This window comes from Streptomyces sp. NPDC055254, from assembly GCF_053606025.1.
Map to the genome: position 1 here is coordinate 23,176 of NZ_JBSGQV010000039.1, position 20,022 is coordinate 43,197.

General features: G+C 72.8%; 18 protein-coding genes. 10 read left to right on the forward strand and 8 right to left on the reverse strand.

All coding sequences use genetic code 11. From position 1 onward, the window contains the following. The first annotated feature begins 1 nt into the window (after nt 1). The 3 genes from nadC (at nt 2) to ACWFQ8_RS27425 (ending at nt 4,216) form a co-directional block, all read left to right on the forward strand. The gene (gene nadC / locus ACWFQ8_RS27415) at nt 2-970 is read left to right on the forward strand and encodes a carboxylating nicotinate-nucleotide diphosphorylase (RefSeq protein ID WP_453788952.1); all 969 of its coding nucleotides are present in this window, start codon (nt 2-4) and stop codon (nt 968-970) included. A gap of 3 nt (nt 971-973) precedes the next feature. Continuing rightward, complete coding sequence (locus ACWFQ8_RS27420) at nt 974-1,783, forward strand: type III pantothenate kinase (RefSeq protein ID WP_453788953.1); 810 nt, start codon at nt 974-976, stop codon at nt 1,781-1,783. Between the two features lie 876 nt (nt 1,784-2,659). Continuing rightward, complete coding sequence (locus ACWFQ8_RS27425) at nt 2,660-4,216, forward strand: M28 family metallopeptidase (protein WP_453788954.1); 1,557 nt, start codon at nt 2,660-2,662, stop codon at nt 4,214-4,216. A 146-nt stretch (nt 4,217-4,362) separates the two neighbouring features. On the opposite strand, the gene ACWFQ8_RS27430 is transcribed toward ACWFQ8_RS27425, so the two are convergent. Then, nucleotides 4,363-5,292 carry an SAM-dependent methyltransferase gene (locus ACWFQ8_RS27430; protein WP_453788986.1) on the reverse strand — a complete coding sequence of 310 codons (930 nt, stop codon included), beginning with the start codon at nt 5,290-5,292 and terminating at the stop codon, nt 4,363-4,365. A gap of 209 nt (nt 5,293-5,501) precedes the next feature. Between ACWFQ8_RS27430 and ACWFQ8_RS27435 the strand changes: the two genes are divergently transcribed. After that, nucleotides 5,502-6,704 carry a sensor histidine kinase gene (locus ACWFQ8_RS27435; RefSeq protein WP_453788955.1) on the forward strand — a complete coding sequence of 401 codons (1,203 nt, stop codon included), beginning with the start codon at nt 5,502-5,504 and terminating at the stop codon, nt 6,702-6,704. A gap of 17 nt (nt 6,705-6,721) precedes the next feature. Further along, nucleotides 6,722-7,396 carry a response regulator gene (locus tag ACWFQ8_RS27440; protein ID WP_453788956.1) on the forward strand — a complete coding sequence of 225 codons (675 nt, stop codon included), beginning with the start codon at nt 6,722-6,724 and terminating at the stop codon, nt 7,394-7,396. A 79-nt stretch (nt 7,397-7,475) separates the two neighbouring features. On the opposite strand, the gene ACWFQ8_RS27445 is transcribed toward ACWFQ8_RS27440, so the two are convergent. Continuing rightward, nucleotides 7,476-8,846, reverse strand: coding sequence for a PH domain-containing protein (locus ACWFQ8_RS27445; RefSeq protein ID WP_453788957.1), 1,371 nt, complete (start codon nt 8,844-8,846; stop codon nt 7,476-7,478). Continuing rightward, nucleotides 8,843-9,334: a PH domain-containing protein gene (locus tag ACWFQ8_RS27450; RefSeq protein ID WP_453788958.1), complete on the reverse strand. Its 492-nt coding sequence runs from the start codon at nt 9,332-9,334 to the stop codon at nt 8,843-8,845. Before ACWFQ8_RS27450 ends, ACWFQ8_RS27445 begins: the two co-directional genes overlap by 4 nt. A gap of 107 nt (nt 9,335-9,441) precedes the next feature. Between ACWFQ8_RS27450 and ACWFQ8_RS27455 the strand changes: the two genes are divergently transcribed. After that, on the forward strand, nt 9,442-10,584 hold the full coding sequence (locus ACWFQ8_RS27455; protein ID WP_453788959.1) for an NADH-quinone oxidoreductase subunit D: 1,143 nt from the start codon (nt 9,442-9,444) through the stop codon (nt 10,582-10,584). An 86-nt stretch (nt 10,585-10,670) separates the two neighbouring features. Further along, nucleotides 10,671-10,886, forward strand: a complete 216-nt coding sequence (locus tag ACWFQ8_RS27460; protein ID WP_453788960.1) for a hypothetical protein — start codon at nt 10,671-10,673, stop codon at nt 10,884-10,886. A 167-nt stretch (nt 10,887-11,053) separates the two neighbouring features. On the opposite strand, the gene ACWFQ8_RS27465 is transcribed toward ACWFQ8_RS27460, so the two are convergent. The 4 genes from ACWFQ8_RS27465 to ACWFQ8_RS27480 form a co-directional block, all read right to left on the reverse strand. Further along, nucleotides 11,054-12,106, reverse strand: coding sequence for a hypothetical protein (locus ACWFQ8_RS27465; RefSeq protein WP_453788961.1), 1,053 nt, complete (start codon nt 12,104-12,106; stop codon nt 11,054-11,056). A gap of 97 nt (nt 12,107-12,203) precedes the next feature. Further along, a complete protein-coding gene (locus ACWFQ8_RS27470; RefSeq protein WP_453788962.1) occupies nt 12,204-13,190 on the reverse strand; it encodes a glycine betaine ABC transporter substrate-binding protein in 987 nt (328 codons plus the stop codon). A 46-nt stretch (nt 13,191-13,236) separates the two neighbouring features. Then, the gene (locus ACWFQ8_RS27475; RefSeq protein ID WP_453788987.1) at nt 13,237-13,908 is read right to left on the reverse strand and encodes an ABC transporter permease; all 672 of its coding nucleotides are present in this window, start codon (nt 13,906-13,908) and stop codon (nt 13,237-13,239) included. A gap of 2 nt (nt 13,909-13,910) precedes the next feature. Next, the gene (locus ACWFQ8_RS27480) at nt 13,911-14,600 is read right to left on the reverse strand and encodes an ABC transporter permease (RefSeq protein ID WP_453788963.1); all 690 of its coding nucleotides are present in this window, start codon (nt 14,598-14,600) and stop codon (nt 13,911-13,913) included. A 162-nt stretch (nt 14,601-14,762) separates the two neighbouring features. Here ACWFQ8_RS27480 and ACWFQ8_RS27485 point away from each other — a divergent pair, with 162 nt between their 5' ends. Then, nucleotides 14,763-15,815, forward strand: coding sequence for an ABC transporter ATP-binding protein (locus ACWFQ8_RS27485; RefSeq protein WP_453788964.1), 1,053 nt, complete (start codon nt 14,763-14,765; stop codon nt 15,813-15,815). A 56-nt stretch (nt 15,816-15,871) separates the two neighbouring features. Here the strand turns inward: ACWFQ8_RS27485 and ACWFQ8_RS27490 are convergent, their stop codons facing one another. Continuing rightward, a complete protein-coding gene (locus ACWFQ8_RS27490; protein WP_453788965.1) occupies nt 15,872-16,981 on the reverse strand; it encodes an alpha/beta hydrolase in 1,110 nt (369 codons plus the stop codon). A gap of 152 nt (nt 16,982-17,133) precedes the next feature. On the opposite strand from ACWFQ8_RS27490, the gene ACWFQ8_RS27495 reads away from it, so the two are divergent. Both ACWFQ8_RS27495 and folP read left to right on the forward strand, forming a co-directional pair. Then, the gene (locus ACWFQ8_RS27495; RefSeq protein WP_453788966.1) at nt 17,134-18,984 is read left to right on the forward strand and encodes a phosphatidylglycerol lysyltransferase domain-containing protein; all 1,851 of its coding nucleotides are present in this window, start codon (nt 17,134-17,136) and stop codon (nt 18,982-18,984) included. 114 nt (nt 18,985-19,098) lie between these two features. Beyond that, nucleotides 19,099-19,971, forward strand: coding sequence for a dihydropteroate synthase (folP, locus tag ACWFQ8_RS27500; protein WP_453788967.1), 873 nt, complete (start codon nt 19,099-19,101; stop codon nt 19,969-19,971). Nucleotides 19,972-20,022: the final 51 nt, after the last annotated feature.

Genomic DNA, 20,022 nt, shown 5'->3' on the forward strand with positions numbered 1-20,022 from the left:
CGTGAGCACCCCCGAACTTCCCCTGATCGACCAGAACGACGGCGGCTGCGGCGAGGACTGCGCCTGCGGTGACGGCGAGGAGACCGGCCTGGACCCGGCGCTGGCCCAGCTGCTGGAGGACGCGGGCCTGGACCCGATCGAGGTCGAGGACATCGCCCACATGGCGCTCTCCGAGGACCTGGACGGCGGCGTGGACGTCACGACCGTCGCCACCGTGCCCGAGGAGGCAGAGGCCGTCGCGGACTTCATCGCGCGGGAGGACGGTGTCGTGGCGGGCCTGCGCATCGCCGAGGCCGTCTTCTCGGTGGTGTGCACCGAGGCCTTCGAGGTGGAGCGGCACGCGGAGGACGGCGACGCCGTCAAGGCCGGCCAGGTGCTGCTCTCCGTGCGGTCCCGCACCCGCGACCTGCTCACGGCGGAGCGCAGCGCCCTGAACATCCTGTGCCGCCTGTCGGGCATCGCGACCGCCACGCGCCGCTGGGCGGACGTGCTGGAGGGCACCGGCGCGAAGGTGCGCGACACCCGCAAGACGACCCCGGGGCTGCGCGCGCTGGAGAAGTACGCGGTGCGCTGCGGCGGCGGCGTCAACCACCGCATGTCGCTGTCGGACGCGGCGCTGGTCAAGGACAACCACGTGGTCGCGGCGGGCGGGGTCGCACAGGCCTTCCGGGCCGTGCGGGAGACCTTCCCGGAGGTCCCGATCGAGGTCGAGGTCGACACGCTGGAGCAGATCGGCGAGGTGCTGGAGGCCGGTGCGGACCTGATCCTGCTGGACAACTTCACGGTGGAGCGGACGGCGGAGGCCGTGGCCCTGGTCGCCGGCCGCGCGGTGCTGGAGTCCTCGGGCCGCCTCACGCTGGACACGGCGCGGGCGTACGCGGAGACCGGCGTGGACTTCCTGGCCGTCGGCGGGCTGACGCACTCCTCGCCGATCCTGGACATCGGCCTCGATCTGCGCGAGGCGGTGTAAGCCGTGCTCCTCACCATCGACGTGGGCAACACCCAGACGGTCCTGGGGCTGTTCGACGGTGACGAGATCGTCGAGCACTGGCGCATCTCCACGGACCCCCGGCGCACGGCCGACGAGATGGCCGTCCTCATGCAGGGCCTGATGGGGGCGCACCCGATGCTGGGCAGCGAGCTGGGCGACGGCATCCACGGCATCGCGATCTGCTCGACGGTGCCGTCGGTCCTGCACGAGCTGCGCGAGGTGACCCGCCGCTACTACGGCGACGTGCCGGCGGTGCTGGTGGAGCCCGGGATCAAGACCGGCGTGCCGATCCTCATGGACAACCCGAAGGAGGTCGGCGCGGACCGCATCATCAACGCGGTCGCGGCGGTCGAGCTCTACGGGGGCCCGGCGATCGTGGTCGACTTCGGTACGGCGACCACCTTCGACGCGGTGTCCGCGAAGGGCGAGTACGTGGGCGGGGTGATCTCCCCCGGCATCGAGATCTCGATGGAGGCGCTCGGGGTGCGCGGCGCCCAGCTGCGCAAGATCGAGCTGGCCCGGCCGCGCAACGTGATCGGCAAGTCCACGGTCGAGGCGATGCAGTCGGGCGTGGTCTACGGCTTCGCGGGCCAGGTCGACGGGGTCGTCGCCCGCATGGCGAAGGAGCTGGCGGGCCCGGCGGGCGACCCGGACGACGTACGGGTCATCGCCACCGGCGGGCTGGCCCCGATGGTCCTCGGCGAGTCCTCGGCGATCGACGACCACGAGCCGTGGCTGACGCTGATCGGCCTGCGACTGGTCTACGAGCGCAACGCGCCGAACTTCGACTAGCCGGGCCGGCCGCGGGCCCGCCGCGGGTGCGCGCCCGCCGCGGGTGCGGGCCCGCCGCCTGTGCGCGCCCGCCGCGGGTGCGGGCCCGCCGTTACGGGTCGGGCGGCATACGTCCACCCTCACCCCGTCGGCGGCACCCCGCACGACGATCGGCGTCCGAGGCCGCCCGACCTCCGCCCGACCCCCGTCCGGGCCCCGGCGGGCTCGCCGCGGCCGCCCCCGGCCGCCCGCACGATCACTCGTCCGGCCGCCGCGACGCGCCCGGCCCGGCCACCCGGACGGAGCCACCGGCCCGCGCACCCGCGCCGCCCGCCCGAGGGCGCCCGGACAGAATGGCCCGATGAGCGTCACCATCGACATCGCCGGGCTCGCCGCCGAGCGGATCTCCTTCGCGCCCTCCCCGCTCGCCGTCCGCCCGGCCCTCCCGAACGGGCCTTCGGGGACGGCGTCGCGGTGGAGCTGCTCCGACGGCGGACGGAGGCGCCGGGGCACCCGATGCGGATGCGGCTGTGCGGCACCCGGCCGTCCCGAAAAGTGCCGGTCCGATGCTTACACGGCGCCAGGGACGGTATGTCCGGCATCAGTTGGATCCGACCGCTGTCGCGCGGATCGGCGCGGACTTCGTCGAAGGCATCCTCCGGTAGCGCGAAACAGCAGGCAGACGGCCGGTTCTCGACGGTACAGAATCACCGATATACGGAATTCATAAACCGGAATCAGTGAAAACTCTGGTCAGAGTGGCCACTTGCTGTCTAACGTGCGTCCACCCGTTCCCCCCGTGCACGCGCACCACATCCGCACGTCCCGCACAGCACGACGTGCTCCACACGTCCCGCTCTGCCCTGCCCTGCTCGTCTTTGTCGTGGAAGGACCTCCATGCCCTCACGCCGTATAGCCGCAGCGACCGCCGCCCTCGCCGCGGCGGCCCTTGTCTCCCCGCTGCTCCTCGCCGGCCCGGCCGGCGCCACCGGGAGCCCGCAGAGCGATGCCGCCCGGGGTGACGCGCTGGCCAGGAAGCTGGTCAAGGACGCGACCGGCAAGGGTGCCAACAACCACCTCAAGGTGTTCCAGTCGATCGCCGACTACAACAAGGGCAACCGCGTGGCCGGCTCCAAGGGCCACGTGCAGTCCGCCCAGTACGTCGAGGCCGTGATGCGCGCGGCCGGCTACAAGGTCAGCAAGAACGAGTTCGACTTCGTCTACGTCGAGGCGATCGCCGAGAAGCTCTCGGTCAACGGTGCCAACGGGCGCGACGTCCCGATCCACCTGATGACGTACACCAAGTCCGGCCCGGAGGGCGGCATCACCGCCCCCCTCGCCGTCGCCCCCGTGGACGCGGACGGCACCAACGGCTGCGAGCCCGGCGACTTCGCCGCCGGCACCTTCACCGGCAAGATCGCGCTGGTCAAGCGCGGTGGCTGCACCTTCGCGACGAAGCAGGAGAACGCGGCCGCGGCCGGCGCCGTCGGCGCGATCATCTTCAACAACACCGCGGGCGCCCTGAACGGCACCCTGGGCGACCCGGCCGCCGGCAAGGTCCCGACCGGCGGTGTGTCGCAGGAGGAGGGCGAGAAGCTCGCCGCCGAGGCCGCGACCGGGCCGGTCGAGGTCACCCTCGACATCCGCGAGCTGCGCGAGAACCGCAAGACGTACAACGTCATCGCCGAGACGCGCGGCGGCGACGAGAACAACACCGTCTTCCTCGGCGCCCACCTCGACTCCGTCGCCGCGGGTCCGGGCATCAACGACAACGGCTCCGGCTCGGCCGGCATCCTCCAGGTCGCCCAGCGCCTCGCGAGCAGCCAGACGAAGATCAAGAACAAGGTCAAGTTCGCCTGGTGGTCGGCCGAGGAGTTCGGCCTGCTGGGCTCCGAGGCCTACGTCGCCGGGCTGACCGAGGACCAGAAGAAGAAGATCAAGCTCTACCTGAACTTCGACATGATCGCCTCGCCGAACGCCGCCTACTTCGTCTACGACGGTGACGACTCGGACGCCACCGGCGCCGGCGCCGGCCCCGAGGGCTCCGCCCAGATCGAGCGCGGCATCACCGACTTCCTCGACTCGAAGAAGATCCCGCACGAGGGCACGGACTTCTCCGGCCGCTCGGACTACGGCCCGTTCATCGAGGTGGGCATCCCGTCCGGCGGTACCTTCACCGGCGCCGAGGGCATCAAGACGGAGGCCCAGGCCGCGAAGTTCGGCGGTCAGGCCGGGGTCGCCTACGACGTGAACTACCACGGCGCGGGCGACGACATCACGAACATCGACCAGAAGGCGCTCGACGTCAACGTCGACGTCATCGCGGACGCGGTCGGCCACTACGCCCACGACCTGGCCCCGCTGACGAAGCCGGTCGTCTCGCAGCCGACCACCCCGGGCACGGGCAGTGGCGGCGGTCTGCACGAGGGCCACGGCCACGAGGTCACCGAGTAAACGCACGACCGACCGCGGTGGGGCCGGCTTCCGTCACGGGAGGCCGGCCCCGCCGGCGTTCGGACCGGACCGGGTCGGCGTTCGGACCGCACCCGGTCGGCGAGCGGACCGCACCCGGTCGGACGGGCGCTCCGGCCGGGGGGGGTTCAGGTGTGCTCCGGCCAGGCCCCGATGCCGACCGGCTGCACCAGCCAGCCGAAGTCGCCCAGGCCGCCGCGAGCCGTCAGCTCCGCCGCCTCCCCCGCCGCCGACAGGGCCCGTACGTAGCCCACCGGATCCGTCGAGGCCAGGGCGAGCGGGGGCCGGGCCCCCGAGACGCCGAGGGCGGTCAGCGCCTCCCGCTGGGTGAGCAGGACCGCGCCCGGCCCCGCGCAGGAGTCCAGCGCCACGTGCGCGGTGACGTCGCGGCTCCCGTCCGGGACCGGCGGGACCTCGCGGCCGCCCAGGAAGCCCGTGAGCGTCCCGTACGGGGGCCTCGCGTCCCGGGTGTGCGCGTAGTCCACCGCCACCGCCAGGCCCCGTTCCACGGTGGCCGCGGCCGCCGCCCACGCCTCGTCGCGCGCCCGGCCGATCTCCGCCCGCCCGCCCCCGGGCCACCAGCGCTCCAGCCAGGCCCGGTCCGCGTCGTCCAGCGGACCGCCCGGGCCCTCCGTCCCGTCCGGGGCGACCAGGACGTAGCGGCCGTCCTCCGCGATCTCCAGCGGGACGTTGTCCAGCCACTCGTTGGCGAAGAGGAGCCCCGTCGTGCGCTCGGGCGGCCCGGCCGCCCAGTGGATGCGCGGGTCCAGCCCGGCCGGCCGCGGCGCCCGCTCCACCGCGTACGGGCGCACCCGCGCGAGCAGCTCCGGCTCCAGCGCGCCGAGCACCCCGGTCAGCAGCTCGCCCCGGCCGGCTCCCATGTCGACGAGGTCCAGCCGCTCGGGCCGGCCGAGCCGGCCGTCGACCCACCGCAGCAGCCGGGCCACCGCGCCCGCGTACAGCGCCGAGGCGTGCACCGACGTACGGAAGTGCCCGGCGGGACCCGGCCCGCCGGGGCGGACGTAGAAGCCGCCCGGTCCGTACAGCGCGGCCTCCATGGCACCGCGCCACCGGACCGGGACGGAGGCCGGGGCCGGTGTCGGGGCGGGGGTCGGGGCGGGGATCGGGGCCGGGGGCTCGGGTGCGTTCTGGGTGCTCACCCCACGAAGGCTAGGCTCACTGTCCACCTTGGGGAGTACACGCCCGGTGCGAGGTTCGCACCTGTGGTTGACTCCAGCACCTTTCTTCTTTCCCTACTCTGGGTTACGTGCAGCGCCTCTACGACTTCCTCCGCAGACACCCGACGGGCGTCGACAGCTTCTGGGCTGTCCTCTTCTTCGGGTTCTCGATGGTGATCGTGGTGTCCGCCGACGACAGTGCCGCCACGCGCCTGGCCGTCGTCCCGGCCGTTCTCGCGCTGAGCGCCGCCGTGGCACTGCGGCGCAAGTGGACCCAGGCGATGTTCTGGGTCACCGTCGGCGCGGGCGTCTACCAGCTGCTCATCGCCTTCGAGGCGCAGTTCTTCGACCTCGCCATGCTGGTGGTCCTCTACACCGTCGCCGCCGGCGACGTCCCCCGCTGGCTCTCGCGCGGCGCCCTCGGTGCGGGACTGCTGGCCTCGCCGCTCTACGCGCTGCGCTTCGGCATCGACAAGGGCAGCACCAGCGGCATCGAGAACGTCCTCATCACCGTCTTCATGATGGTCCCCTTCGCCCTCGCCTGGGTGCTCGGCGACTCCCTGCGCACCCGCCGGGCCTACTACGCCCAGCTCGTCGAGCGGAACCAGCGGCTTGAGAACCAGCGCGAGGCCCAGGCCAAGGTCGCGGTCGCGGCCGAACGCGCCCGGATCGCCCGCGAGCTCCACGACGTCGTCGCGCACAACGTCTCGGTGATGGTGGTCCAGGCGGACGGGGCCGCGTACGTCATGGACGTGGCCCCCGAGCAGGCCAAGGAGGCCCTCCAGACCATCTCCGGCACCGGCCGCCAGGCCCTCGCCGAGATGCGCCGGCTGCTGGGCGTCCTGCGCACCGGCGAACCGCAGGAGTCGGAGGACTACGTACCCCAGCCCGACGTCGAACAGATCGAGGTGCTGGTCGAGCAGGTACGGGAGGCCGGGCTCGCGGTGGACTTCGAGGTCGAGGGGGCGCCCCGGCGGCTGCCCAGCGGCGTCGAACTCACCGCTTACCGCATCGTGCAGGAGGCACTGACGAACACCCGCAAGCACGGCGGCCCGGACGCGAAGGCGAGCGTCCGGCTGGTCTACTTCGACGACGGGCTGGGCCTGCTGGTCGAGGACGACGGGCGGGGCTCCGCGCACGAGTTGTACCAGGACGGCGGCGCGGACGGCGCCGGGCACGGGCTGATCGGCATGCGGGAGCGGATCGGTATGGTCGGCGGCACCCTGGACACGGGGCCGAGGCCCGGCGGCGGCTTCCGGATCAGCGCGCTGCTTCCCCTGAAGAAGAAATGACGAGGACGAGGTAACTGATGTCCATCCGAGTGATGCTGGTCGACGACCAGGTGCTGCTGCGCACCGGCTTCCGGATGGTGCTCGCCGCCCAGCCGGACATGGAGGTCGTCGCCGAGGCCGGCGACGGCCTGGAGGCGCTGGAGGTGCTGCGGGCCACGAAGGTCGACGTGGTGCTGATGGACGTCCGCATGCCCCGGCTCGACGGGGTCGAGGCGACCCGGCGGATCTGCGCCCCGGAGGAGCACCCGAAGGTGATCATCCTGACCACCTTCGACCTGGACGAGTACGCGTTCTCCGGTCTCAAGGCGGGGGCGAGCGGCTTCATGCTCAAGGACGTCCCGCCGGCCGACCTGCTCGGGGCCATCCGCTCCGTGCACAGCGGCGACGCGGTGGTGGCCCCGTCGACGACGCGGCGGCTGCTGGACCGGTTCGCCCCGATGCTGCCGACGAGCACGCAGGAGCCCCGGAACAAGGAGGTCGACCGGCTGACGGAGCGCGAGCGCGAGGTCATGCTGCTGGTGGCGCAGGGCCTGTCGAACGGGGAGATCGCGGCCCGGCTGGTGCTCTCGGAGGCGACGGTGAAGACGCACGTGGGCCGCATCCTGACCAAGCTGAACCTGCGCGACCGGGTGCAGGTCGTCGTACTGGCCTACGAGACGGGCCTGGTGCGCGCGGGCGGCGGCCCGGCATAGCGGGACGGCGGGACGGCGGGGCCGGACGGCGGGGCCACGGGGTCCCGCCGGGGCGCCGCCGGGTCGGGCCCGCCCCGCCCTACGGCCGGGTCATCCAGCGGTCCGGGCAGGCCGAAGCGCGGGAGGTGCGGGAGCGCGCCGCCTGGGCGTGCAGCAGTGCGACGGCTCCGCCCGTCGGCCGCAGCCGGGCCGTGACCGTCCGGTTCGCCCCCGTGTCCACGTGGACGTCGGCCACGCCCCGGGCCCGCTGCCAGGGCCCCTGGGTGAACCGGACGCTCTGCACCTTGGCGTGCGGAACGATTTCCGTGCGCCGGCACAGGCGCCCGTGCCGGGCGGCGAACACGTCCGGGGAGACCGCGAGCGCGTAGCCCTTCCACCACACCGGGACCACCCACCGGGCTCCGGCGCGCGGCGAGGGGTCGAAGGCCAGGGCCGCCAGGTCCACCCCCGGCAGGACCCGGGAGATCACGGCGTGGGCGGCGTCCCGCGAGGCCACCGGGACCAGCACGTCGTTCTTCGAGCCGGCGACGGCCAGCTCCACCCGGACCCGGTCGCGGCGCCGCCACAGCAGCGGCTCCACGATCCGTACGGTCTGCACGCGGCCGGGCGGCACCGTCTCGTGGGCCCGGTCCAGCAGGCCGTGGTCGATCCGGAGCCCGTCCGGGGACTCGGCGACCGTCCAGTCGTACTCGGTGAGGAACCGGCCCGCCGTGCCGGCCCAGAGCGCGCCGATCATCGGGAGCAGGGTGCCGACGGCCACCCACACGTTCTCGCTGAGCCGCCACACGAGGGCCGGGCCGATGATCCCGCCGGCCACCGCCGCCCACACACCGAGGCTCAGCAGCAGCGACACGGCGAGGTCGTGCGGGCGGACCCGCAGCAGTTCCCGTTCCGGGGCCTCGCCGAGCCGTACCGCCTCCTCGGGTGCGAAGCCGGCCGCCCGCGCGAGCAGCTCGGCGCGCAGGGCGACCGCCTCGTCCTCGTCGAGGAAGGCCAGCCGGTCCTTCTCCTCGGTGCCGATGACATCGAGCCGCAGACTGGCCACCCCGGTCAGCCGGGCCAGCAGCGGCCGGGTGACGTCCACCGCTTGGAGCCGGTCCAGGCGGATGTGCGCGGTGCGGCGGAAGAGCAGCCCGCTGCGGATGCGCAGCTCGGTGTCGGTCACGGCGTAGTGCGTGAACCACCAGCTCAGGAAGCCGTAGAGGCCGAAGACACCGACCAGGGCCACCAGCGCCGCCACCCGCAGGAGGGTGGACAGGTCGCCGATCCACTCCTGTGCGCGGTCGCCCTGCTGGGCCGCCAGGCCGACGGTCGCGGCGATCGGCACCCAGGCGCGCCGCAACGGGGTGAAGGGGTGCAGCCGGCGCTCACCGGTGGCCGGCGGGCCGACCGCCGGCGCCGGCCCGGCGCCCGCCACGGGCTCGGAACCCGCCACCGGTTCGGGGCTCACAGGCCCGCCGACCTTGCCTCGCCGAGCGCGGTGAGCCGGTCGCGCAGCCGCTCCGCCTCGGCCGGCACCAGCCCGGGGATCCTGGCGTCCGTCGCGGCGGCCGCCGTGTGCAGCTGTACGGAGGCCAGCCCGAAGCGACGCTCCAACGGCCCCGAGGTCACCTCGACGAGCTGCATGCGCCCGTACGGGACCACCGTCTGCTCCCGCCACAGGACGCCCCGGCTGATCAGCAGGTCGTCCGCGCGCTCGGCGTACCGCCAGGACCGCCAGTTCCGCCCGAGCAGCACCCAGCCCCAGGCCAGTACGCCCAGCCAGAACGCCCCGAGGGCCGCCCACGCCGGTCCCCCGAGCAGGCCCGCGACCGCCGCGGTCGCCGCCGTCAGCGTGACCGTCCACCCCACCAGCAGCAGCCGCCTCATGCTGAGCAGCCCACCCGGCAGCCCCACCCACTCGGGCGTGCCCGTACCGCCCGTCGTCCCGGTTTCCATGGCTCCACCCTAGGGGGGTGGCCTGTCGACCGGGCCGGGTCCGCGACGCCCGGACCCCGGTCCGGCCTGCTCGACACGCCACCCCCGGCGGCTGAGACAATGCCCGCATGACGGAGACGACGGTCGGCATCGGCGGAGCGGCGGAGAGCACCGACATGGTGCTCAACATCGGCCCCCAGCACCCTTCCACGCACGGTGTGCTGCGCCTGCGCCTCGTCCTGGACGGCGAGCGGATCGTCAGCGCCGAGCCGGTGGTCGGCTACATGCACCGGGGCGCCGAGAAGCTCTTCGAGGCCCGCGACTACCGCCAGATCGTGATGCTCGCCAACCGCCACGACTGGCTGTCCGCGTTCTCCAACGAGCTCGGCGTGGTCATGGCCGTCGAGCGGATGCTCGGCATGGAGGTCCCCGAGCGCGCCGTGTGGATGCGGACGCTGCTCGCCGAGCTGAACCGGGTGCTGAACCACCTGATGTTCCTCGGGTCGTACCCGCTCGAACTGGGCGGGATCACCCCGATCTTCCACGCGTTCCGCGAGCGCGAGGAGCTCCAGGCGGTCATGGAGGAGATCTCCGGCGGTCGCATGCACTACATGTTCAACCGCGTCGGCGGCCTCAAGGAGGACCTGCCGGCCGGCTGGCTCGGCCGGGCCGGCGCCGCCGTCGCGGACGTCCGCACCCGGATGGACGTCTACGACAAGCTGGTCCGCGGGAACGAGATCTTCCGCGCCCGCACCCGGGGCGTCGGCGTGCTGTCCGCCGAGGCCGTGCACGCGTACGGGGTCTCCGGGCCGATCGCCCGCGCCTCGGGCGTCGACTTCGACCTGCGCCGCGACGAGCCGTACCTGGCCTACGGCGAGCTCCAGGACGTCCTGGAGGTGGTCACCCGCACCGAGGGCGACTGCCTGGCCCGTTTCGAGGTGCTGCTCGACCAGACCCACAACGCCCTCGACCTCGCCGCGGCCTGCCTGGACCGGATGGCCGAGCTCGCGCCGGGCCCCGTCAACCAGCGCCTGCCCAAGGTGGTGAAGGCGCCCGAGGGCCACACCTACGCGTGGACCGAGAACCCGCTCGGCATCAACGGCTACTACCTCGTCTCCAAGGGCGAGAAGACTCCGTACCGGCTCAAGCTGCGCAGCGCCTCGTACAACAACATCCAGGCCCTCGCCGTGCTCCTGCCCGGGCAGCTGGTCGCGGACATGGTGTCGATCCTGGGCTCGCTGTTCTTCGTCGTCGGCGACATCGACAAGTGACGGTCCCCACCCCGGGGATGCCGCGGGTGTCCGGGCCGCCCGTCCGGCGGGCCACCCATGTCGGTGCCGCAGGGCAGACTGGGGGCATGTCTCACTCCCCCCGCCGCGCCTGCCCCAGCTGCGGCCGCGACTGCGCCGTCACCGCCGGCCGGATCGCCCGCCACGACCCTCCCGCCGGGCGCGGGCGGGGCGAGCTGGTGTCCTGCCCCGGCTCCCGGGCCCGTGTGGTGCTCGGGGCCTCGGCGCCCACCCTGGACGGCTTCGTGCTGTCCGAACACCCCGGCCAGCTCCCGCTGTTCTGAGGAGAGCCGCCCTCGCGCACGGGGGTCGGCCCCCTCGACCGGCGGGGGCGCCCGGATGTCGGGCGCCCGTACGGCTGTGCGCTCGGCGCCGCGGGGTGGTCCGCTGGTTCGACGGGCTCCGCCAGTGCTGCGGTCACCGCACCGGGGGTGTCCCGCCGCGCGGGGTGCTACGAGATCGCGGTGCGCAGGTGGACCACGTCGATCGACTCGGTCTCGTCGTGGGCCGTGAGGTCGATGACCTGGCCCACGGCGCGGGTCTCGGGGGTGGCCGGCTTGAACTCGGGCCCGGTGGGCCGCAGCGCGGACTCCGCCTTGTGGACGGCGAGGGCCTCGGCGCCGACCACGTCGGCCAGGTCCTCGTTCTGGACCGACTCGATCACCGCGCGGGCCTGAGCCGCGTTCTTGGTGCCGAAGAAGTCGAAGCCGCCCTCGACGCGGGAGGCGGGGCGGCGGCGGGCCGCGTACGGGGCCACGGCGGTCGCCGGCCGGCGCGCCGGCACCGCCGCGGCCGGGCCGGTCACGGCCGGCCGGTCGTGACTCCCTTTGGCAGCGGGGCCGGGGAGCGGCGCGGACGCCGCGGGGGCGGGCCCCAGGACCGGGGCGGAGGGCGCGGCGGGCAGCGCCCGCTTCCCCTCCCGCGCCGAACGGGCCAGTGCCGAGAGCGCCGCATGGGCCCGGGCGTAGCCGACCGGGGTGGGCGCGCCGGCCGCGGTGCGCTCCTGCGAGACCGCCGGGAGCTCCTTGGGCGCGGCGGCAGAGCCCGCGGACGCCTCGATGGCGAGCAGCCGGCGGCCCTCCAGGGCGCTGGCGCGCTCGGTCTCGGCCGTCGCGTACCGGCGCAGCAGGGCCGCGTGCTCGCCGCGCAGGCCCGCGAGTTCGACCCGCTTGGCACGCAGTTTGGCGTCGAGCCGGGCGCGCAGCACGCGGGCCTCTTCGAGATCGGATTCGAGCTCGGCGATCCGCTCGTCGGTCTTCCACTCGTCCTTGACCCGCTCGCGCGCGAGTTCCGCGACGCGGCGGCCCGCCGAGCGGTCCCAGGCGCGCATCACGACGGCGCCGGCGACGCCGGCCACGGCCGTGAGCGCCACGAGCAGGCGCAGCGTCACGGGCTCCGCGAGCAGCCAGGCCGCTCCGGCGCAGGTGACGGACACTCCTGCGACGGTCGTCGGCGTGAGCAGCCGGTGCAGGGGTTCGGGATTGCGGTGGCGTCCACGGGGCATGGCCTGAAATTTACAGGGCGCGGACGGGCCGTGGGGAACCCCCTCGACAATCTGTTCCCGAGCAGTTACCCCGCATTTCCCGACAACCCGGCACCCGTTACTTCTTCAACAGGCCCTTGGACTCCAGATAGGCCTTCGCGACGTCCGCCGGCTTGGCCCGCTCCGTGTCCACCTTGCGGTTCAGATCGACCAGATCGGCCGTCGTCAGCACCTTGGTCAGCTTGTCCAGCGCGGCCGCGACCTCGGGGCCGCCCGCGTCCTTGGCGTTGACCACCGGCAGCACGTTGTCGGCGTTCTGGAGCTTCTTGTCGTCCTCCAGCAGGACCAGTCCGAAGCTGTCGAGCGTGGCGTCCGTGGTCGTGGTCAGCACGACCTGGTCCGCGCCGTCCTTGACCGCCTGCTTGGCCTGCGGGGTCCCCACGCCCTTCGGGTCGATACCGGACACCTGGATTCCGTACGTCTTGGTCAGCCCCGGCGCGCAGAAGGGCCGTACGGCGCATTCGTCGCCCGCCGCGATCTTCACCTTCAGTCCCGAGGCGCCGAGATCGGAAAGCGTCTTCAGATTGTTCTTCCGGGCGAACTCCCCGCTCACCGCGAAGGCGTTCTGGTCCACCGCGGAACCGGCCGGCAGCGCCTTCAGGCCGAGCGGGGCGGCGAGCTTCTCCAGGGCCGCCACCGTCGCCGCGACATCGCCGGAGGCGACCGGCTTCTCCTCCGGTGCCTTGGGGCCGTTCACCTTGGCGTTGAGGAACTCCGCGAGCGTCGCCGCGTACTCCGGGACGACATCGATCTCGCCCTTCTCCAGCGACGGCTCGTACAGCTCGCGGTTGCTGACCGTCTTGACGGTCGTGCTGTAGCCGGCGTCCCCGAGGACCTGCGCGTACAGCTCCGCGAGCACGTTGGACTCGGTGAAGCCGGCGGCGCCGATCACCAGGCTGCCCTTGCCGCCCCCCGGCGCGGAGGTGCCGGAGGGCGCGCCCGCTTCCTTGCTCTTCTCCAGGCTGTCGCCGCCGCACGCGGTCAGGGACGCCGTCAGCGCCAGGGCGCCCAGGGACGCGCCGAGGACGCGCTTGCTCTTGCTCATGGGGGTACTCCGTTCGAGGCGATGGACAGGAGGTCGGGGGAAGGGGTCAGCGGGACGCCCCCGGCCGCGGCAGCAGCAGCCGGTCGGCCGCCACCAGAGCGCCCTCCACCAGCAGGGCCAGCGCGGCCACCAGCAGGGCGCCCGCGACGACCTGCGCGGTGTTGTACGTGTTGAAGCCCGCGGTGATGATCCGGCCGAGGCCGCCCTGGCCCACCATGGCCGCGATCGTGGCCGTGGCGACGATCTGCACGGCGCCCGAGCGCAGACCGGTCATCACCAGGCCGCGGGCGAGCGGAAGTTCCACCCGGAAGAAGAGCTGCGCCCCGGACATGCCCATGCCCCGGGCGGCCTCCACCACCGAGCGGTCCACCTCGCGCATGCCCACGTACGCGTTCGTCAGCAGCGGGGGGACGGCGAACAGCACGAGCGCGGCGACGGTCGGCAGATAGCCCGCATTGCGCAGCGGGGAGACCATGAACAGCGCCAGTACCGCGAAGACGGGCACGGCCCGGCCGATGTTGGACACGTTCACCGCGAGCGTGCCGCCCTTGCCGAGGTGGCCCAGGTACAGCCCGAGCGGCAGCGCCACCGCGCAGGCGAGGGCGAGGGCGATCCCGCTGACGTACACGTGCTCGCCGAGCCGGTGCCGGATTCCGCTCTCGCCGGCCCAGTTGGCTCCGTCGGCCAGCCAGTTCCAGGCCTCGCCCAGGATGCCCACGGTCACACCCCCTTCGCCGGGCGCGCAGCCGCCCGGGTCCACGGGGTGAACAGCCGCTGCACGCCGAGCAGCAGCAGGTCCGCCACCAGTGCGAGCAGTACGCACAGCACGGAGGCGGTGAGCACCTGCGCCTTGAAGGAGCTGGTCACGGCGGGGGCGATGAGGTTGCCGAGGCCGCCCTTGCCCACGATGGAGCCGACGGTGGTCAGCGCGACCGTGGAGACGGTCGCGATCCGCACCCCGGCCAGCAGCGCGGGGAGGGCCAGCGGCAGTTCGACCTGCCACAGCAGCCGGCCCGGCCCGTACCCCATGCCGCGGGCGGCCTCCACCACCTCCGCGGGGACCGCGGCCAGCCCGGCCATCGCGTTGCGGACGAGGATGGTCAGCGAATACAGCACCAGGCCGGTCACCACCAGGGCCGCCGACAGCCCGAAGACCGGCAGCAGCAGGGAGAACATGGCGAGCGAGGGGATCGTGTACAGCAGGGTGGTGAGGCCGAGCACCGGCGCCGCCCAGCGCCGGCCGCGGCGGGCCAGCAGGGCGAGCGGGAGGGACACGATGAGCCCGATCAGGACGGACACCGCGGTGATCCAGACGTGTTCGAGGGTGGCGTCGGTGAGCTCCTGGGAGCGGGAGGTGACGTACTCCCAGCAGATCCAGTCGTTCGCCACCAGGCAGTTCTGCCCGGCCATAGCCCTCACCCCCCGTCCCGGACGCGCGTTCTCCTGATGCCCGCGGCCCCCAGCGACCATAACCCCCGCCACCGTCAATGGCCGGAACCGTTCGCACGCACGCAACACTCCCCTCACAAACCCTTCGCCCGTCGCGGCGGCCCGGTAGGCAAGGATGGTGATGTGATCCGATTCGAGCACGTGACCAAGCGGTACCCCGACGGGACGACAGCCGTCGAGGACCTGTCCTTCGAGGTGGCGGAGGGCGAGCTGGTCACGCTCGTGGGTCCGTCCGGCTGCGGCAAGACGACGACGATGAAGATGGTCAACCGGCTGATCGAGCCCACCTCCGGCCGGATCCTGCTCGGCGGCGAGGACATATCCGCCGCCGACCCGGTCGAGCTGCGCCGCCGCATCGGGTACGTCATCCAGCAGGTCGGCCTGTTCCCGCACAAGACGGTGCTGGAGAACACGGCGACCGTGCCCCAGCTGATCGGCACCCCCAGGGCCAAGGCCCGAGCGCGGGCCGCCGAGCTGCTCGAACTGGTCGGCCTGGACCCGGCCGTGTACGGGAACCGCTACCCGGAGCAGCTGTCGGGCGGGCAGCGCCAGCGCGTCGGCGTCGCCCGCGCACTTGCCGCCGATCCGCCGGTACTGCTGATGGACGAGCCGTTCGGGGCGGTGGACCCGGTGGTGCGCGAGCGGCTCCAGAACGAGTTCCTGACGCTGCAGAAGACGGTGCGCAAAACGATCCTGCTGGTCACGCACGACCTGGAGGAGGCCATCCGGCTCGGCGACCGGATGGCGGTCTACGGAACGGGCACCATCGAGCAGTTCGCCCGCCCGGCGGCGGTGCTCGGCTCGCCGGCCACGGACTACGTGGCCTCCTTCGTCGGCGCGGACCGGGGGCTCAAGCGGCTCGCGGTCACCCCGGTCGGGACGGCGGACCTGGAGGCCCTCACCGGCCCGGCCGCACCCGCCACGGCCGCATCCGCCCCGCCGGCCCCGGCCGACGCGGCTGCCGCGCCCGCCACGGCCCCCGCCGGGCACCACCCGGCCACAACCGCCGTGACGGTGGTGCTGGGCGCGTCGCTGCGCGAGGCGCTGGCGGCCCTGCTCCAGGAGGACTCGGGCCGGATCGGGGTCACGGACCCGCACTCCGGCGCGCTGATCGGCGTACTCACCCCGCAGGGAGTGCACCGGGCGCTGCGCCGGGCTCAGCTCCAGGAGGCCTGACGGACAAGGGCCCGACCGGAGTCGGGCCCTGCACCACCGCGTTCCCCGCACCGGCCTCAGGCCTGGATGCGGCCGCTCATCCACGACAGCATCGGCGGGATCTCGCGCCGCCACGTGTTGAAGTTGTGGCCGCCGCTGTCGAGGATGATCGACGACACCCGGTCGGGGCTCTTCACCAGCTTGATGAACTTCTTGGTGCCGTCGAGGTTCGGCTCGCCGACCTCGCTGCTGGTGACGAGGAAGGACGTACCCGTCGGCTTCTTGTTGCCGATGCTGTGCAGCACGTCCGCCCGCTGCCTCAGCTTGGCGTCCCCGTGGAACAGGTCACCGGTCGTCGGGTCGTCGGGGGCCTCGTAGTACGCGGACAGGCCCGCGGCGGCGCCGAAGGTCTGCGGGTAGTGCGCGGCGATCTTCAACGCGCAGTAACCGCCCGTGGAGTTGCCGATGAAGCCCATGTTCTCCGCCTTCTTGCCGACCCGGAAGGTGTCGGTGACGGCCTGCGGGAGGTCCACGGCGAAGAAGGTCTCGGTCTGCGGTCCACCGGGTATGTCCACGCACTCGGTGTCACGCGGCGGCGCGACCGTCGGGCGCAGCATGACCAGGATCATCGGCTTCATCTTGCCGGCCTTGGACAGGCTGAAGGCCTTCATCGGGTAGTCGAGCCCTTTGATCAGGTTCTCGGCCGTACCCGGGTAACCCGTAAGGACGATGGACGCGGGGAAGTTCTCGTCCTTGTGCTGCGGCTGGAAGTACTCCGGCGGGAGCCACACGTAGCCGGGACTCGTTATCTTCGACTTCTGCCCGGTTATGGCGACCTTGAGGATCTGACCGCCGACCTGGGGCTTGCCACCGCCGGGCACGTCCAGCTCCTGCTTGTCGACGACCTTGATGTCCTTGCTGCTCATCGAGTGGTCGACGACCTTGCCGATCGAGGTCTCCCGGCCCAGCAGGTCGGCCCAGGAACCGTAGAACAGGAAGGACTTGTTGGCCGCGAGCCCCACGGCCGAGAACAGCGCCAGCTGCGTCGCCAGCAGGAGGCCGATCCGGCCGCAGACGGCACGCCAGTTGCGGCCCGAAAGCTTCGGCCAGAACCAGATGGTGGCGGCGAACAGCAGCACACCGGCGATGATGGCCAACGCCAGAACCGTATTACTGGTGAGACCCATGAGCAGTCAGTCGACTTTCTGATGGCAGGACTAGTTTTTTCCGACGGAAGAGTGAACCCGCTCCTCCTCGCTGTCGTCCTACTGGACGCACCACACACCGGAGGCTGTCGCAGCCTCGGGCCACATGATCTCTCGCGGAGCAACGGGAAGCGATGTCTAGCAGGATAGATGGCGATAAGTCGGGACAGGTTCCGAGCAGGGTCCGCCGAATCCTCAGCGGTCCACGGCCGGAGTCGGTGCCCGGCCTGGTAGGTACGGCCGTCATGATCGTCGGCCTTCTGGACATCGCGGCAGGGGTGTTCCCGCGGTTCCGTCACAGCCGGATCCACGCGGTCACCGAGGTGCTGCCCGGCTCCCTGGGCCCGTTCGCGGCAGCCCTGTCCATCAGCGCGGGCGTCCTCCTGCTGCTGCTCGCCCACGGCCTCAAGCGGCACAAGCGGCGCGCCTGGCGGGCCGCCGTGGTGCTGCTGCCGGCCGGCGCCGCGGCGCAGTTCACGTACCGGCACTCGATCATCGGCGTGATCATCGCCGCGGTCCTGCTGGCACTGCTGCTGCGCCATCAGAGTGAATTCAAGGCGCTGCCCGACCCGCGCAGCCGCTGGAAGGCGCTCGCGAACTTCGTCCTGATGAGCGCCGGTTCCATCGGACTCGGCCTCGTCATCGTCAACGTCCACCCCGGCAAGGTCGTCGGCGACCCGAGCCTGTACGAGCAGGTCACGCACGTGGTCTACGGGCTCTTCGGCTTCGAGGGCCCCGTCGACTACGCCGGCCGGGTGTCCTGGACCGTCGGCTACTCCCTGGGCGCCCTCGGCATGCTGACCGCTCTCACCACCATCTACCTGGCCTTCCGCCCCGAGCACCCGGCCGCCCGGCTCACCGCCGACGACGAGTCCAGGCTGCGCGAGCTCCTCGCCAAGCACGGCGGCCGCGACTCGCTCGGCCACTTCGCGCTCCGCCGCGACAAGGCCGTCGTCTTCTCCCCCAGTGGCAAGGCCGCCGTCACCTACCGCGTGGTCTCCGGCGTGATGCTCGCCTCCGGCGACCCCATCGGCGACGTCGAGGCCTGGCCCGGCGCCATCGAACGCTTCATGGAGGAGGCCAAGGCCCACTCCTGGACCCCCGCCGTCATGGGGTGCAGCGAGACCGGCGGCGAGGTCTGGACCCGGGAGACCGGCCTCGACGCCCTCGAACTCGGTGACGAGGCGATCGTCGACGTCAAAGACTTCTCCCTCTCCGGCCGGGCCATGCGCAACGTCCGCCAGATGGTGAAGCGCATCGAGCGCAACGGCTACACCACCAAGGTCCGCCGGGTCAGCGAGCTCACCGAGACGGAGCTGGAGCAGGTCCGCGGCGCAGCCGAGGCCTGGCGCGGCACCGACACCGAGCGCGGCTTCTCCATGGCGCTGGGCCGGGTCGGCGACCCGGGCGACGGCGACTGCTTCATCGCCACCGCCCACCGCGTGGAGGAGGGCGACACCAGCCCCTTCGGCGACCTCAAGGCCGTCCTGCACTTCGTCCCGTGGGGCGCCGACGGCATGTCGCTGGAGCTCATGCGCCGCGACCGCGCCGCCGACCCGGGTATGAACGAGCTGCTGATCGTGGCCTCCCTGGAGGCCGCCCCCGGGCTGAAGATCGAGAAGGTCTCCCTCAACTTCGCGATGTTCCGCTCCGCCCTCGCCCGCGGCGAGAAGATCGGCGCCGGTCCGGTCCTGCGGATGTGGCGGGGCCTGCTCGTCTTCCTCTCCCGCTGGTTCCAGATCGAGTCGCTGTACAAGTTCAACGCGAAGTTCCGCCCCCGCTGGGAGCCCCGCTTCGTCGTCTTCCGCACCACCCGCGACCTGCCCCGCATCGGCTTCGCCGCCATGCAGGCCGAGGGTTTCGTCACGCTGGCCCTGCCCCGGCTGTTCGCCGGCCGGCGCCGGCCCAAGCCGGTCCGCACCTGCGCCCACCACCACGTGAGCGCCGTACCCCAGCAGACCGAGCGCGAGGTCCAGGCGGCGTAGCCCGCTTTGGTACGCACCCGTACCGGAGCACCGCGGCGCCGTGCGCGGCCCGGGCCCCGGCAGCCGAAGGGCGCCGGGGCCCTGCCGTATCCAGGTCAGCCCTACCCTGGACCTATGAACACGGAGCGCGGAGCCGCCGGCAGGGGCCGGGTCGCAGGTCTGCCGGACTGGGACCGCTGCGCGGTCATGGGCGTCGTCAACGTCACCCCGGACTCGTTCTCCGACGGAGGACGCTGGTTCGACACCACCGCGGCGGTCAAGCGCGGCCTCGACCTCGTGGCCCAGGGCGCCGACCTCGTCGACGTCGGGGGCGAGTCCACCCGCCCCGGCGCCTCCCGCGTCGACGAGGAGGAGGAGCTGCGCCGGGTCGTCCCCGTCGTGCGCGGACTGGCCTCCGAGGGCGTCATCGTCTCCGTCGACACCATGCGCGCGACCGTCGCCGCCCGCGCCGTCGCCGCCGGCGCGACCCTGGTCAACGACGTCAGCGGCGGGCTCGCCGACCCCGAAATGATCCCCGCCGTCGCCGCCGCCGAGGTGCCCTTCGTGGTCATGCACTGGCGCGGTTTCAGCGCCGGCATGAACGGCCTCGCCGTCTACGAGGACGTCCTCGCCGAGGTCACCGCCGAGCTCCGGGCACGCATCGACGCGGTCGTGGCCGGCGGCATCGCACCCGAACGGCTCGTCGTGGACCCGGGCCTGGGCTTCGCGAAGAACGCCGAGCACGACCTGGCGCTGGTCGCCCACCTGACGGAGCTGCGCGCCCTCGGCTTCCCGCTGCTCGTCGCCGCCTCCCGCAAGCGCTTCCTCGGCCGGGTACTGGCCGGCGGGGACGGCAGCACCCCGCCTCCCGCCCGGGAACGGGACGCCGCGACCGCCGCCGTCTCCGCCATCGCGGCCCACCAGGGCGCCTGGGCCGTCCGGGTCCACGAGGTCCGCGCGACCGCCGACGCGGTTCGGGTGGCCCGCGCGGTGGAAGGAGCGCTGTGACCCGCGAGCCGGCCCCGCACCGAGAAGGAGCCCCGTGAGCAGAACCGACAT